The 14,804-nt window shown below is 32.7% G+C and carries 17 protein-coding genes; 2 read left to right on the top strand and 15 right to left on the bottom strand.

Going from position 1 to position 14,804, the window contains the following annotated elements; all coding sequences use genetic code 11:
* Window positions 1–5: 5 nt before the first annotated feature.
* The 8 genes from ASC72_RS01220 to ASC72_RS01185 form a co-directional block, all read right to left on the bottom strand.
* Window positions 6–1,277: a sterol desaturase family protein gene (locus ASC72_RS01220; protein ID WP_056185486.1), complete on the bottom strand. Its 1,272-nt coding sequence runs from the start codon at window positions 1,275–1,277 to the stop codon at window positions 6–8.
* A gap of 65 nt (window positions 1,278–1,342) precedes the next feature.
* Window positions 1,343–1,618, bottom strand: coding sequence for an ATP-dependent Clp protease adaptor ClpS (locus ASC72_RS01215; protein WP_056185481.1), 276 nt, complete (start codon window positions 1,616–1,618; stop codon window positions 1,343–1,345).
* A gap of 35 nt (window positions 1,619–1,653) precedes the next feature.
* Window positions 1,654–2,487, bottom strand: coding sequence for a 50S ribosomal protein L11 methyltransferase (prmA, locus tag ASC72_RS01210; RefSeq protein ID WP_056185476.1), 834 nt, complete (start codon window positions 2,485–2,487; stop codon window positions 1,654–1,656).
* A 229-nt stretch (window positions 2,488–2,716) separates the two neighbouring features.
* Window positions 2,717–3,469 carry a triose-phosphate isomerase gene (gene tpiA, locus ASC72_RS01205; protein ID WP_056185474.1) on the bottom strand — a complete coding sequence of 251 codons (753 nt, stop codon included), beginning with the start codon at window positions 3,467–3,469 and terminating at the stop codon, window positions 2,717–2,719.
* Window positions 3,470–3,528: 59 nt separating this feature from the next.
* Window positions 3,529–4,038: a TlpA disulfide reductase family protein gene (locus tag ASC72_RS01200; protein WP_056185471.1), complete on the bottom strand. Its 510-nt coding sequence runs from the start codon at window positions 4,036–4,038 to the stop codon at window positions 3,529–3,531.
* Between the two features lie 364 nt (window positions 4,039–4,402).
* Window positions 4,403–5,071 carry an Mbeg1-like protein gene (locus ASC72_RS01195; protein ID WP_056186833.1) on the bottom strand — a complete coding sequence of 223 codons (669 nt, stop codon included), beginning with the start codon at window positions 5,069–5,071 and terminating at the stop codon, window positions 4,403–4,405.
* Between the two features lie 152 nt (window positions 5,072–5,223).
* On the bottom strand, window positions 5,224–6,324 hold the full coding sequence (locus ASC72_RS01190; RefSeq protein ID WP_056185469.1) for a BT_3928 family protein: 1,101 nt from the start codon (window positions 6,322–6,324) through the stop codon (window positions 5,224–5,226).
* Window positions 6,325–6,415: 91 nt separating this feature from the next.
* Complete coding sequence (locus tag ASC72_RS01185) at window positions 6,416–6,958, bottom strand: DUF1599 domain-containing protein (protein ID WP_056185467.1); 543 nt, start codon at window positions 6,956–6,958, stop codon at window positions 6,416–6,418.
* A gap of 149 nt (window positions 6,959–7,107) precedes the next feature.
* Here ASC72_RS01185 and folP point away from each other — a divergent pair, with 149 nt between their 5' ends.
* Complete coding sequence (gene folP, locus ASC72_RS01180; protein WP_056185463.1) at window positions 7,108–7,932, top strand: dihydropteroate synthase; 825 nt, start codon at window positions 7,108–7,110, stop codon at window positions 7,930–7,932.
* Window positions 7,933–8,130: 198 nt separating this feature from the next.
* Window positions 8,131–8,781 carry a hypothetical protein gene (locus ASC72_RS01175; RefSeq protein ID WP_056185458.1) on the top strand — a complete coding sequence of 217 codons (651 nt, stop codon included), beginning with the start codon at window positions 8,131–8,133 and terminating at the stop codon, window positions 8,779–8,781.
* Between the two features lie 39 nt (window positions 8,782–8,820).
* Here ASC72_RS01175 and rlmH read toward each other — a convergent pair whose 3' ends face one another.
* The 7 genes from rlmH to ASC72_RS01140 all read right to left on the bottom strand — a co-directional run bounded on the left by rlmH (window position 8,821) and on the right by ASC72_RS01140 (window position 14,642).
* Entirely contained in the window at window positions 8,821–9,294 is a 474-nt protein-coding gene (gene rlmH, locus ASC72_RS01170; protein WP_029269532.1) for a 23S rRNA (pseudouridine(1915)-N(3))-methyltransferase RlmH, read from the bottom strand.
* A 103-nt stretch (window positions 9,295–9,397) separates the two neighbouring features.
* On the bottom strand, window positions 9,398–9,700 hold the full coding sequence (locus ASC72_RS01165; RefSeq protein ID WP_056185455.1) for an antibiotic biosynthesis monooxygenase: 303 nt from the start codon (window positions 9,698–9,700) through the stop codon (window positions 9,398–9,400).
* A gap of 168 nt (window positions 9,701–9,868) precedes the next feature.
* On the bottom strand, window positions 9,869–11,287 hold the full coding sequence (locus ASC72_RS01160; RefSeq protein WP_056185452.1) for an adenosine deaminase: 1,419 nt from the start codon (window positions 11,285–11,287) through the stop codon (window positions 9,869–9,871).
* A gap of 364 nt (window positions 11,288–11,651) precedes the next feature.
* A complete protein-coding gene (locus ASC72_RS01155; protein ID WP_056185449.1) occupies window positions 11,652–11,936 on the bottom strand; it encodes a GNAT family N-acetyltransferase in 285 nt (94 codons plus the stop codon).
* Window positions 11,937–11,942: 6 nt separating this feature from the next.
* Complete coding sequence (locus tag ASC72_RS01150; RefSeq protein ID WP_056185446.1) at window positions 11,943–12,338, bottom strand: OsmC family protein; 396 nt, start codon at window positions 12,336–12,338, stop codon at window positions 11,943–11,945.
* Between the two features lie 3 nt (window positions 12,339–12,341).
* Complete coding sequence (locus ASC72_RS01145; protein ID WP_056185443.1) at window positions 12,342–13,223, bottom strand: pirin family protein; 882 nt, start codon at window positions 13,221–13,223, stop codon at window positions 12,342–12,344.
* A 318-nt stretch (window positions 13,224–13,541) separates the two neighbouring features.
* Window positions 13,542–14,642, bottom strand: coding sequence for a DNA alkylation repair protein (locus ASC72_RS01140; RefSeq protein WP_056185441.1), 1,101 nt, complete (start codon window positions 14,640–14,642; stop codon window positions 13,542–13,544).
* Window positions 14,643–14,804: the final 162 nt, after the last annotated feature.

The raw sequence follows: 14,804 nt of genomic DNA, 5'->3' as shown, positions 1-14,804 counted from the left end.
TGGGGTTATGAATTGAATATTTGGTTTTGAATAATTTTAAAGTCTTTTGCAATAAAATAAGCAGAAGCTAAAAACGACAAGCTTAAATAGCTTAAAATGATGTAATTTGAGGCAGGAATAACCTGGTTTAAGCCAAACCAATCGCGATAATAAGCTATAATAGCAATGGCTGTGATAAAGCGTAATGCTTCCCAAAAAATGGCATATTTACTTTTATCCATTAATTCACTGTAACTGTAAATAGTTATCAAAATAAAAAAGCCATAAACAAAGATATTTGGTAAACCGATTTTAGCAATATTATCAAATAAATAGCTCACAAATAAAAGAGTTATTAATACTTGAGCGACCGACCAATAAATAAGCTTTTTAGAGTTTTGTGTTCCATATTTTTCAAAATTGTAAACATTCTCAATTTTGTGAACAGGATATTTTTCTTCAAAATTTTCAGGACGCCAGCCAGTTGGTTTAAACCAGATCGTAAGTTTGTCTTTCCAGTTTTCTGAACGCCATGCATCTTTAATTAATAAAGTGAGATGTTGAAAATTAATCTTGATTGGATTCCAGGTGTGTGCGGGTCTCGTGATTCCAAAAACTGGCGGAACATCATCTAATTCGGCCTGAAAAGTACCAAAAAGTTTATCCCAAAAAATAAATATCTGTGAGTGATTTTTGTCTAAATATTCAGGATTTATGGCATGATGTACGCGATGATGCGAAGGAGTTACCAAAATATTTTCAAGAAAGCCCATTTTTTTGATGTGTTTGGTATGGTACCAAAACTGCATAAATAAATGCAGTGGCAGAGTAATCGCAATTACAGAAGCCGGAACGCCTAATAGTGCTGCAGGAATCAATAAAAAAGTAAACAGATTAGCTAAACTCGCAATAGGCTGACGTAAGGCACAGGCTAAATTAAATTCTTCACTACTGTGATGAATCGCATGTTTGTTCCAAAAAAAATTAATTTGATGTGCCAGTCGATGACTCCAATAGCCGTAAAAATCGATGACAAAAAAAGCAATGCAGTAAGAGAGAACATTAGCTTCAAGATGATAAATGGCAATGTTAGAAACCAGCCATTCGTAAGAAATAAAAGTTAGGCTTAAACCCAAGACATCCTTTACAGAATTGGTAATTCCGGAGCTAATACTAGATACGCTGTCTATTAAAGGTGCAGTATCTTCTTTTTTATAGATGCCGTAAATTTTTTCAATTATAATTAAAATCAAAAAAATAGGCGTGGCAATAATTAATATTTTCCCGTATTCTTCCATAAAAAAAACATTCTATTTTATTTCAAATATAGAATAAAATAGAATGTTTTTTAAATTATTTGCTATTAAACAATTTCGGCGCTAAGTCCAGCTTCCAAAAGTTGTGTGCATTGAGGTTTTAACTTGTCGATTGGCCCGGTTTTTACCGTGCATTTTCCATTGTAATGTACAATTAAGGAGCATTGTTCTGCTTGTTCAGCGGTGTGACTGCAAACACGCATTAAAGTGTCAATTACGTGATCAAAAGTGTTTACATCGTCATTATAAACAATGATTTCATTATCGAAACCAACTGCTTCTTTTTCACGAACTCTTTCTCTTACTTTCTCTTTAGTACTCATGTTTTTAGGTTTTTGTACTGTTGTAATTACTATAACTAATTTACGTATTTTAATGAAACCCAGTTGTTTCTTTGAAGTTTTTTAACATAAGTCAATCCTTTTTCGGTGCAGGAAGCATCGATAAACGGAATGTCTTCTTCATAAAAACCGCTAAAAAGAATAATTCCTTTTGGATTCAGACAATCAACATAACTTTGCATATCATTCAGCAAGATATTTCTGTTGATGTTAGCAATAATCAAATCGTATTTTTTACCGGCTAATAAAGCAGCGTCGCCTTCATAAACGGTAATATATTTGCAGTTATTGCGTTCTGCATTTTCAATTGAATTCAAGTAACACCAATTGTCGATATCAATTGCATCGATCGGCTGAGCGCCTTTCATTTCAGCCAGAATTGCTAAAATTGCAGTGCCGCAGCCCATGTCTAAAGTTTTTAAACCAGCGACATCCATTTCTAATAAATGCTGAATCATCATGTGCGTTGTTTCGTGATGACCTGTTCCAAAACTCATTTTGGGCTCAATTACAATATCAAATTCAGCATCCGTCTTTGGATGAAAAGGAGCACGAACATGACATTTTCCGTCCACATCAATCGCTTCAAAATTCTTTTCCCATTCTTCGTTCCAGTTTACCTGATCGATTTCTTCAACCGTATATTCAATTTTAAATTCTTCTGAGTCTAAAATATAAATGTCATCCAGAATGTTTTCATCCCATAAATCTTTCTTCACATAAGCCGAAATTCCAGTTTCTGTTTCTGTAAAAGTTTCAAAAGCTTTTTCGCCTAATTCAGCAATTAAAATTTCTGATCCCGGTTCTTTTGGCTCAATCGTAAAATGATATCCTAAATATATATTTGACATAAATAATTTTTTTTGCAAAGGTAACAATAGAATGCAGAAGTTGCTTATAAATCTAAAAGAACATTATTAATTTAAGAATTATTTAAACCACAAAAAAAGCGTTCGCACAGCGAACGCTTTTTTATATAATAAGATAAATCTAAAATCTAAAATCTAAAATCTAAAATCTAAAATCTAAAATCTAAAATCTAAAATCTAAAATCTAAAATCTAAAATCTAAAATCTAAAATTAGATTGCCGTAACAATTGCTAAGAAATCATCGGCTTTTAAAGCAGCACCACCAATTAGACCACCGTCTACGTCTGGTTTTCCAAAGATTTCTTTTGCGTTATCTGGTTTTACAGAACCACCGTATAAAATAGAAACTTCGTCAGCGATCTCAGCTCCAAAAGCTTTACGGATAGTTTCTCTGATAAATTCGTGCATTTCCTGAGCTTGTTCTGGCGAAGCAGTTTCTCCGGTTCCAATTGCCCAAACTGGCTCGTAAGCTAAAACAACTTTTGACCATGATTCTTTAGCAATATGGAAGATACCGTCACGTAATTGATTTTCAACGATATTGAAATGATTTCCTGATTGACGATCTTTTAATTCTTCTCCAAAACAGAAAATTACAGTCATATCATGTTTAAGGGCAGTATCTACTTTGTTTGCGATTAATGCATCAGTTTCATGGAAAATAGCACGACGCTCAGAGTGACCAAGAATTACTGTGTTTACACCAATGCTAGTTAACATATCAGCAGAAATTTCTCCCGTAAAAGCACCACCTTCAGCCTGGTGAACGTTTTGTGCAGCAACTCCAATGGTTGTGTTTTTAACTTTAGCAACTGCTGCTTGTAAGTTTACAAATGTTGGAGCAACAATTACCTGAGCAGTTGTTTGTGCAGGTATTTTTGTAATTAATTCACTTAATAATTCTTGAGTTTGTTCTGCGTTTTTATGCATTTTCCAGTTTCCTGCAACAATCTTTTTTCTCATTTTGGTAGTTTTTATTATTCTTTTTAATTTTTGTTTTTTGTGGTAATTTGTAAAGCTGTTTAAGCTTGTTTTAAATTCTTCAGGGTTTCATTGATTTTATCAAAGTCAGTTTCAATAGCGCGGTATAAAACGATTTTTCCTGTTTTGTCAATGATGATGTATCTCGGAATCCAGTCTAAATCAATAGCTTTTCCGAAAACACCTTTCATACCATCATTCATCATAAAATGATCGCCTTTTAATTCGTGTTTTTCAATTCCGATTTTCCATTTTTCAGCTGTTTTATCAGCAGAAAGAAATAAATAAGAAACATCAGGATTGTTGGCTTGTAAGTCTTTTACTTTTGGCATTGCTTTTACGCAATCGCCACACCATGAAGCCCAAACTTCGATTACCAAAGTTTTTCCTTTATATTTTTTTAAAATGTTTTTGAAAGAAGTCTGACCTCCATCAACAGTCAATAATTTTTCAGATAACGCTTCTTTAGAAAAGCTTGTTTTTTCCGTTTTCTGAGCTTGAGAACAAGAAAAAGTAATAAATGCAATTACAATCAGGACTATTTGTTTCATAGATAGATAAATTTGTTTTAATAAATAGAATATCCTGTTCTTTCTTAGATTCGGATATGGATATTTCATGCCGAACAAAGTTAAACAAACAATTTGAATGCCAAATGGAGATTAACAAAATTTGAAGAGTCGTTTATTTTGTAACAAAACAGAGATTCTGGGTTAGAAAAAACCGTTTGAAATCGTAATAGTTCACCTTAAAATTGAAAAATCTCGGTAGTCATTTTTTAAGGAAGTAAAATTTGGAACTATTTTTTTATTTTTTGCAGCATTTTGAGATCAAAAAAACGTCAGATTTCAACAAAAAAGCCTTCAATAAAATTTTAATTATTGAAGACTTTTAGAATATTTTTTTATGAAATTATTAATTCAAATCATAATTGCCATTTGCCCATTTTTTACAAGGAAGAATCCATAAGTCTAATGCTTTGTACAAAAAGCCATGCTTCAGATTAGTATTCAATTCGACTTCTTTAAAATGATTTATTTTAAGTTTCGAAGTTTTTTTTCTTTTGATTGCAGAAACGCCGTAAATATCTGATTTTTCATAAATAGTCAGAATGTTTCCACAGTAATTGATATCTGGAATTTGTTCTATATCGGTTTCCATAAAAGAGCCTATAAAAACAAAATTCATATCTGGATTGGCCACAAAAGTCGAGACATATTGTGCAATATAACCGCCTTTAGAAGTTCCAATTACAGTTATTTTATTTGGAGGGACGCCTTTTTTAAGCAGTTTATTAACCTGTTTTGCTATTTTTTCAGCGTAGTCATATGCATTCGTATTCTTCTTTCTGATTTCACTATAAACTATAAAGTTATCTTTTCTGAAGGAAGCTAGGATCTCGTTGTATTCTGCTTTTCCATATTCGGGATGTGGAGCACTCAAATCATTTTCTTCAATAAATTTATTGTGTAAAAAGAATATGTACCGTTGGTCTTGTTTTGGTGTTTTTTCCTGGCTTAAAGATGTAAAAATACAAAATGCCGTAAATAGAGAAGTAAATAAGAACCTTAGTGATGGTTTCATAGATTGTTTTGTTTTTCCTGGAATAATTGTACCAAAAATATAAAACAAAAAACATAATTTAATATTTTTCGTACGAAATGTTTTGACAAAGAAAAACGCCAATTTAACTAAATAAATAGAAAAATTGGTGTTATTATATTGGTTTGAAAATATTACAATTTCAAATCATCAACATCGTTATAATGTACTTTCTGAATCACAGTTCCGCTATGTAAAACTACAATACTCGGATTTGCTCTTTCAATCGTTTTTAAAGCTGTTGCATCGCAGAAATAAAAATCAACATTTAAGCCGTATTCTTTTTTTGCTTTTGCGATTTCATCAGCTCCAGAAGCGGTTAGAGCAACAACTTTATATCCTTTTGCTTGTGCTTCTTTGTTTAGTGCTTCTAATTTTTTCATTCCAGCTGGCTCAGATAAAGCCAGATCGTAAGTAACAAAAAGTAATAATTTTGGCTCTTTTAAAAGTTCTTCTTTATAATCAGAATCGTCTTTTGTCATCGTAAAATCATGAATTGGCGGAACATAACCCTCTGTAATCACTTTGTCTTTTCTGTCAACAAAAGTCGCTCCTGCAGGAATATTCATTAAATCTTTTTCACCAAATTCTTTATCAACACCGTTTACTTTGTAGATGAAAATCATTTCAACTACAGACTTTGGAGCACCTTCCGGAATTTCCATTCCTTTTTCGATATTAGTTCCTACTTTGTAAGGACGGAAATCTTTAATCGGATTGTGATTCAAAACCCAAAACGCCATAAATGCACATAAAGCAACGCTTACATAAACGGCAAAATTGGTTTGTGGAGTTGAAAATAATGGTTTTACTAATTTCTGATTAAAGAATAAAATCAAAATAAAGAAAAGCAATACTACGTCTTTTGTGAAGGATTGCCAAGGCGTCAAATGCAAAGCATCTCCAAAACATCCGCAATCTTTTACCACATCAAAATAAGCCGAATAAAAGGTAAGGAAGGTGAAGAAAACGATTAAAAGCAATAAAGCCCAAATCGTAGTTCTTGATTTATAGCCAACCAATAACATGACACCCAAAACTACTTCTAAAATCACTAAAAAGATCGCTAATCCTAAAGCTAATGGCTCTAAAAAAGGCATGTTGAAAACCGGCTCACTAAAATATTCGGCTAATTTATAAGAGAAACCAACGGGATCATTTAGTTTTATTAATCCGGAAATGATGAATAATGCGCCGACGAATATTCGGGAGAATTGAGTAATGATGTTTTTCATAAAATTTTAATTTTAAATCCCAATTTTTTTAAATTCCAAATTCCAAAATCTTTTACGAAAATTGGAATTTGGAATTTTATTTTTTGGAATTTTATTTAGTTATTGGTTCAAGAATTAGTGCAAAAACCGCATAATTAATCATATCCTGATAATTAGCATCGATGCCCTCAGAAACTAAAGTTTTACCTTTGTTATCTTCAATTTGTTTTACGCGAAGTATTTTTTGCAGAATCAAATCCGTCAATGAGCTTACACGCATATCACGCCAGGCCTCTCCGTAATCGTGATTTTTGGCTTCCATTAACTCTTTAGTTAATTTAATTTTAGCGTCGTATAATTCGGTTGCTTTTTCCACATCAAGATCTGGTTGATCTGCAACGCCCAATTCTAATTGAATCAAAGCCATAATCGAATAATTGATGATTCCGATGAATTCTCCTTTTTCATCTTCATCTACTTTACGGATTTCGTTTTCCTGTAAACTTCTGATTCTTTGTGCTTTTATGAATATTTGATCAGTTAGCGAAGGCAGTCTTAAAATTCTCCATGCGCTACCATAATCTTTCATTTTATTGATATATAACGTACGACAAACTGTAATTACATTATCAAATTCAAGGGAAGTATTCTTCATTTATTGCTGTATATTTGCTAAAATTTCTTCAAAAATAAGGAATTTTTCAAGAGTTTCAAGTTTCAGGTTTTCTTTGTTTCAAGTTTTTTGTAAACAAAGTGTTAACGCCACTAACTTGAAACCTGAAACAAATAAAAACTTGAAACAAAATGTTTATTAACTGCAAAGGCCAACTTATTGATTTGTCAATTCCTAAAGTAATGGGGATTTTGAATGTGACGCCGAATTCCTTTTTTGATGGGGGAAAGTATAAAAATGAAGAGGAAATTATTTCTCAAGTTGATAAAATGCTTTCTGAAGGAGCGACATTTATAGATATTGGGGCTTATTCGAGTAAACCAAGTGCTGAATTTGTAACAGAAGCCGAAGAAATCGAACGTATTGTTCCGGTAATTGAATTGATTTTAAAACATTTTCCGAATGCTTTATTGTCAATAGACACTTTTAGGGCTGAAGTAGCAAAAGCAAGTTTAGAAAGCGGTGCAGTAATTATAAATGATATTGCTGCGGGAGAATTAGACGATAAAATGTTTGATGTAATTGCAAAGTACAATGTTCCGTATATAATGATGCACATGCGTGGAAATCCGCAAACCATGCAGAGTTTAACGCAATACGATGATATTGTAAAAGAAATGCTTTTTTATTTTTCTGAAAAGGTAAGAAAGGTGAGAAGCTTCGGAATTAATGATTTAATTCTCGATCCCGGTTTCGGATTTGCGAAAACAACCGATCAAAATTATGAAGTTTTACAAAAAATGGAACTTTTTAATTTGTTAGAATTGCCAGTTTTAGCTGGGGTTTCAAGAAAATCTATGATTTATAAAACTTTGCATAATACAGCGCAGGAAGCTTTAAACGGAACAACTGTTTTGAATACAATTGCATTGTCAAAAGGAGCTAAAATATTACGTGTTCACGATGTAAAAGAGGCGATGGAATGTGTGACTTTGTTTAACAAAATGAATTCATAGTGGGTAAGCATTTCAATTAAAAGAAATCCCTGTGCAGTATTAACACATAGGAACATAGATCAATATGTGTTAAAAAAAGAATACAAAAAGAAACAGGTTTCTCACACATAGCTTATGTGTTTTAAAGCAAATGAAAATGCCTTTTTAAGTTTACAAAATCTATGTTTCTATGTGTTTAAAATTTAAAAATTTTAGTTTATGAAATACTTCAGTTTTCTATTTATAGTTTTCCTTTTTTCTTGTGAAGAAAAAAAAGACGTTCTACTCCCAAAAGCAAATGTTTCAATTGTAAAAAACGTTGAAGATCACTCGCCAATTTATATCTTCTTCAAAACAGAAGGCAAAGACACAATCGTCGAAGTAAACAGAAAAAACAGCATTATCTCAACCAATTGGATTTTCAATATTGACAAGCGTTTGCCTTTGAGATTAGTGATTCCGGAAGTAATGAAACTACAGGAAAAAAAGCGGGGAGAGAAAGCTCACAAAAACGAAAAAGCTGAAAATTATTATTCCTATGCAGATTCTATTGGAAAGAATTTAGCTTTTTTGCCTTTCACGAAAGTGTATTACAAAATGGAAAATGTCAGCAAAAATACCAGTCAATTGTATTTCAGGAAAAATGGAATGATAGAATATAGAGGTAGAAAAACTTATGATTTTCCTAAAAAGAATCTTGAACCATTTTTGGACAGTCTGGTTATAAATCCAAAAGCTCAAATTATATTTTCATACGATAAAAACATGCATTATGAAGATTATATTCAATGTAAAATTCTGGTACAAACTATCATTGATAAAAAGATTCCATTTGTTTTTATAAGTGAAGATGAAGAATTCATTTTCTAAAACTTGAAACCTGAAACAAAGAAAACCTGAAACAAATGCCTATTGATGATGATAAGGTTCATTCCTTAAAATAGTAAAGCCACGATACAATTGTTCAATAAAAAACAAACGAACCATTTGATGTGAAAATGTCATCAGCGAAAGCGAAATTTTCCCCTGTGCTTTGCTGTAAACCGTATCTGAAAATCCGTATGGACCGCCAATTACGAAAACCAAAGTTTTAATTCCCGAGTTCATTTTCTTTTGTAATTCTTCAGAAAAACCAACGCTGGAGAAGTTTTTTCCATTTTCATCCAACAAAATCAACTGATCGGTTGGCGTTAATTTCGAAAGAATCAATTCGCCTTCTTTTTCCTTTTGCTGACTTTCAGATAAATTCTTCACATTTTTGATATCCGGAATAATCTCCAAATCAAATTTGATATAAAACGACAAACGTTTAGTATAATCGTCGATTAAAGTCTGCAACGATTTATTGTCGGTTTTGCCAATGGCGATAAGTTTGATGTTCATCTTATAAATTATTTTTTGTCACTACCCGAGGGTTAGCGAACAGGCGAAGCAATTTCACGAATAAGCACGAATTAAATCTGTGTGAATCTGTTCAATCCGTGGGCTACTTTTTATTCTCAAAAACGGTTTCAAAATGTTCTACAGCTGGAAAAGGCTCATAATAATGATGCAGAATCTTTTTCCATTCTAAATATGCTTCTGAAGTTCTAAAACCTACTGTATGATCTTCTAATGTGTTCCAATCAACCAATAACAGATATTTATTTTCAACTTCAATACATTTTTCCAGTCGATGTCCTAAATAACCATCAATTGATGAAATATATTGGCTTGCTTTAGCAAAATCAGTTTGAAATTGATTTGCTAAATCAGATTTTATAAATAGAAAAACGGCTTCTAGAATCATAGTTTTATATGTGGTGTAAATTCATTTGTATCTGCTAAATCTGCGAGAAAAAATTATCTCTCGCAGATTTGTCAGATTTAGCAGATTTTACTTTGTTCAATGTTTTAGTAATTAAAAAATCTGCGCTAATCAGCTTTAATCTGCGTAAATCTGCGTGAAATCTTTGGGCTAATTTTTAGAAAATTTATCTTCAAAAGTTTTAAATCTCGCATCCAAATCTTTTAATAATTGCTTTTTTACCGATGTATCCTGAATAAAACTATAATTTATACTGTTGTAAACATATTGCTTTATTGTCGCATACGAAACATCAGGGTATCTTTTGGCCAATAAAACATATTGTTCCGTCATATTAGTTCTCAGAATTCCGGCATCGTCTGTACTGATCACAATTGGAACATTAAATTCTTTGTAAAGTGTAAACGGATGACGACCGTCTTTTACTTTTAAAATGAATTCGTTACTTGCCAGATTAATCTCAATCGGAATATTATTTTTTGCCATATAACGCAATAAATCATATGAATTTGCTTCGTAGGCGATATCAACTCCGTGACCAATTCTGTTGGCACCTGCGATGTGAATTGCATCGTTAATATGCCATGTTAAATCTTCCGGCTGAACCAAACCTAAAGTCAGTTCGCCTGCATGAAGCGTATATTTTACGTCAGGAAATTTAGAATGACAGTATTTAAACATAACCATGTGCAACCAATAATCTTTCATAGAATTTTCGCCGTGTTCCGGAGAAACGATGTTGACACCCGCAACTAATTTACTGTCGTTTGCTGAGATAAAAGCAATCGTCAGGTTTTTGAATAAATCAACCGGATCCATAAAACGAAGTACAAAATTTTGATAACGCATTGTAAATTTATCGTCTTCAATTTTTAGGTCTTTGTGTAGTTTTGCTATGAAATTAGTGTTGAAATCTGTTGCATATTTTTTAGCATCTTTCTGCTGAATTTCTTTATACAATTCATCTAAAAGTTTCATTATCGTTTTTTCATCTTTTTGAGCAGAAGCCTCACGAAGTTTTGAATTGAAATCAGTTAAATCCGATACATTCATATCACACGGAATCGTAGACAATTGTGTTTCGATATAACTTACATTTTCTGCAATGGCACGCTTTTTTAATTCGAGCATTCCCTCTGCAAAATGACCTTTGATAGTAGGTTCAAATTTTTGAAAAGAATCAAAAAACAAGTCATCAGAAGGTACAGAAACACCGTTGTAATCCTTAGCCGACCAGGTTTGCATTACTTGTTGCTGATAAAAAGATAATTTTCCTTCATTTTTAAGAGAGGAGAAAGTTTGCCAATTGCCGTTTGAAGGTTTTGTTTTAGCGACTGCCATCGTTTCTAAATTCAAATAAAAATCTTCTGCAATAGCTCTTTCCAAAAGAGGTTCTGCATAAATTGATCCTGAAAAATGATGGTGTAAATCGCCTCCTTTAGGCATTTGTTGAAAAAAAGCTGTTAAGAGAGCTTCATTGTTTCTGATTTTTTCTAAATAGTCGCCAGCCGTTTGAGAAAAGCCGATTTGCGCTATAAAAAAACAGAAAAGTGTAATTATCCTCGTCATACTCTAAGTTTAAATTACATGCAAATGTAAGGCTTTTCGAGGAGATTTGAAAATGTGTTTTGGAATTGATGTTTTGGGGCGTGGATTTAACCGCAAAGGTCGCAACGGTTTTACGCAATGTTCACTAAGGTTTTGCGCATTTTTGTCATCTCGACGCAGGAGAGATCACAATAGAAACTCCACAATCTAAATCGCCAATCTTTGTAGAGCTACTAGTGTGATCTCTCCTGCGTCGAGATGACAAACTAGACAAAAAAAGACGCACAGTAGTGCGTCCCTTAAAAACCTTAGAACCTTAGCCTCTCAGCATCTCAGAACCTTTAAAAAAAACCTCTGAACCTTTGTTCCTTTGCAACTTTGAACCTCAAGAAAAAAGTACATCACGAATTTCTTCCGTCTTATCAAAAACACTTTTAGCAAAAGGACAAAGTGGGATAATTTTCAGGTTATTATTTCTGGCATAATCAACAGCTGCCATGACTAGTTTTTTACCAACGCCTTTTCCGTTGAATTCTTCGTTAACTTCAGTGTGGTCGATGATGAATTTTGAATCTCCAGCCCAGGTGTACGTCATTTTTCCAGCTTCTTTTCCGTCTTCTACAGCTTCAAAATAGCCTTTTTTTATATCGTTAATTTGTTTTATTTCCATGATAAATTATATTAATGTGGTTTTAATTTCTATTGAATGTGTAAGTACCTTATGAATTGGACAACTGTTGGCAATGGTTTCTAATCTTTGTTTTTGTATATCATCAACTTCTCCAATTACTTCTATTTTTCTTGTGAATAAGGATACATTTCGATCAGAATCTCTCTCAAAATCAATTTTCACCTTTATTTCTGAAACGTTCCATTGTTTGCGATTGATGTACATTCGCAAAGTAATTACAGTACAGGACGCTAAGGAGGATGCTAAAAGCTCCGTCGGATTTAGTCCTAAATTTTTGCCTCCCATTACCTGGGGTTCATCGGCAATTAAAATATTTCCACTGGCAGATGTTATTTCCGTTCGATACAAACGTGTATCAATTTGTGCTGATATTGTATCCATAATTTATTTGATTCTTGGTTCAGGTAAAGGGACAAATTCTGTTTCACCCGGAACCTTTGGGAATGTTTGCTCCGTCCAGTCTTTTTTTGCTTTTTCCAGCAATTCTTTGTCTGAAGAAACAAAATTCCAAAAGATAAAATGTTCTTCAGGGAAGGGTTGTCCTCCAAAAATATAAACGGTACTGTTTTCGCTAATTTCAAATTCGCATAAAGTACTGTCATTAGTAATCAGAATCTGTTTTGGATCGTAAACATGTTCGCCGCTTTTGATGCTTCCTTCCAAAATATACAAACCGCTTTCGCCGAATAAATGGTTCCCGATATTGATTTTTTTAGCCTCTTTACTTTTAATTTCAATAAAATAAAGCGGACTATAAACCGGAACGGGCGATTTTTTACCGAAAGCTTCTCCGGCAATTAGTTTATACGAAACGCCATCTTCTTCCCATTTCGGAATATCATCTGCTTCAACATGTGCAAAGTTTGGATCCATTTGTTCCAATTCCTTAGGAAGCGCCACCCAAATTTGCAATCCGTGAAGCATTTTATCAGAATGTCTTAAATACTCCGGTGTTCTTTCAGAATGTACGATTCCTTTTCCGGCAGTCATCCAGTTTACGGCACCTGGTTTTATTTCTAATTCTGTTCCCAAACTATCGCGGTGCATAATGCTTCCTTCAAACAAAAATGTCAATGTTGAAAGTCCGATATGCGGATGAGGTGGGACATCCATATTTTCATGATCACTTAAATGCGCCGGTCCCATATGATCAATAAATACAAATGGACCAACGGCTCTTTTTTCACGGAAAGGTAATAATCTGCCTACCATAAAATTGCCAATATTGGCAGAACGTTCTTCGATAATTAAACTGATATTTGACATGGTTATATTTGATTTGAAAACAAAATTACAGAGGTAACCGCGATCTGTAACTTAATTTAGATTAAGAAAAATTGTTTTGTATTTATAAAAGTAGGGAAAATGGTTGGGTTTGTTTTTATAGTGTTGACTAAATTTTAATTTATCCACGAAAGTCTCGGAGAGACGAAATGTTTATAGAAAATTTAGACACCAAATTACATAAATCCCAACGGGGTTATATAATTGTAACAAGATATCGCTCCTCTGGAGCTTTCTGTTGGTACGTTTTCTCTTTGCTATAAATATTATACTCCTGTGGAGTATAATAGCTTATTGAAATTATGTAACTAACTCAAATTCCAAAGCCTCACTTTCTGTTCCATTAATAATAATCGATAATTGATGCATTCCGGTATGAAAAACTCGAGTTGTAATCAATTTAAAAGATTGATTTCTTTCGACTTTTGTCAATTGATGTGGCTGATAAATTTTCTCGCTGATTTTAAAGACTTTTTTAGCCAGATGTCCTTTTGATTTTTTGTAATGAACAGCGTATTCTAAACGAACGATTTTAGCTTCGGCATTCTTATTATTTAAGTGAAATTGAAACTGCAGATACTCTCCAATTTTGACTTTAGGTGTTTTAATTTCAAAATTAGAAAGTTGAATATTAGTGCTTTCTAAGCCATAATGACTCAGGATCTCAGGATGACCTTGTTTTAATAAAGTACGACAGCCGTGTTTGATAATTGTGTCAGTTTCTTTACTGATGCCTTTCCATTTTTGAGCAATTTCTAATACAATTTCCGGATTATCTTTTACGATATCATTTAAGTTATTGGCCACGCTTCGACGAACATATTCTGAAGGGTCATTTTTTAGATTCTCTAAAATAGGCAGAATTGAAGTTGGATCTTTCTTTAAAAATGGAATCGCCATTGCCCACGGTAATCTCGGACGAGAACCTTCGCTGGCTAATCTTCGTACATGGTGATTCTCATGCAACGACCATTTTGTCATTTCGTCAATCATTTTTTCTTTGTATTTTAAAATGAAAGGACGAACAGCAAATTCACAACTAATAAATTGAGTAATGGAAACAAAGGCTTTTGCTGAGGTTTTAAAATCATCTAAACCATACTTTTCAATATAATCGGCAAAGAAAATGAAGGCCAGATTACCATCTGTAAAACTATTCTTCTTCAGATTTTTAATGATTTTATCCATTACAGCAACGGCTTCTGGAAAATTTTCAGGCATAAATTGATGCAAAACAACTGTGGTGTGTTTCATACGATCTTTCCATTCCTTTTGTGCAAAATCGCCTTCGTAAATCGTTTCAATAAATTTTTGTTTATTGAAGGTTGGATGCACTTCGGCGACAGTCTGACCAAATTTTTCGTAAAAAGTTACTGAGTAAATATCTTTAATTAATCCCATGATTTTGTTTGAATGAACTTCAAAGATATTTAATGTTCTTTAATTTTTGAACCATTAAGAGATTAAGTTTGATTAAGCATAAAAGCTAAATTTTTCTGAATATTTTAATGGTAAAAAAAAGAGATATTAAGTATAATATATAACTTTTCATGTTAATGAAAC

It is taken from the genome of Flavobacterium sp. Root420, from assembly GCF_001427905.1.
Lineage (GTDB): Bacteria > Bacteroidota > Bacteroidia > Flavobacteriales > Flavobacteriaceae > Flavobacterium.
Note: the sequence above shows the minus strand (reverse complement) of the source record. Positions and strands in the feature narration are given on the sequence as shown.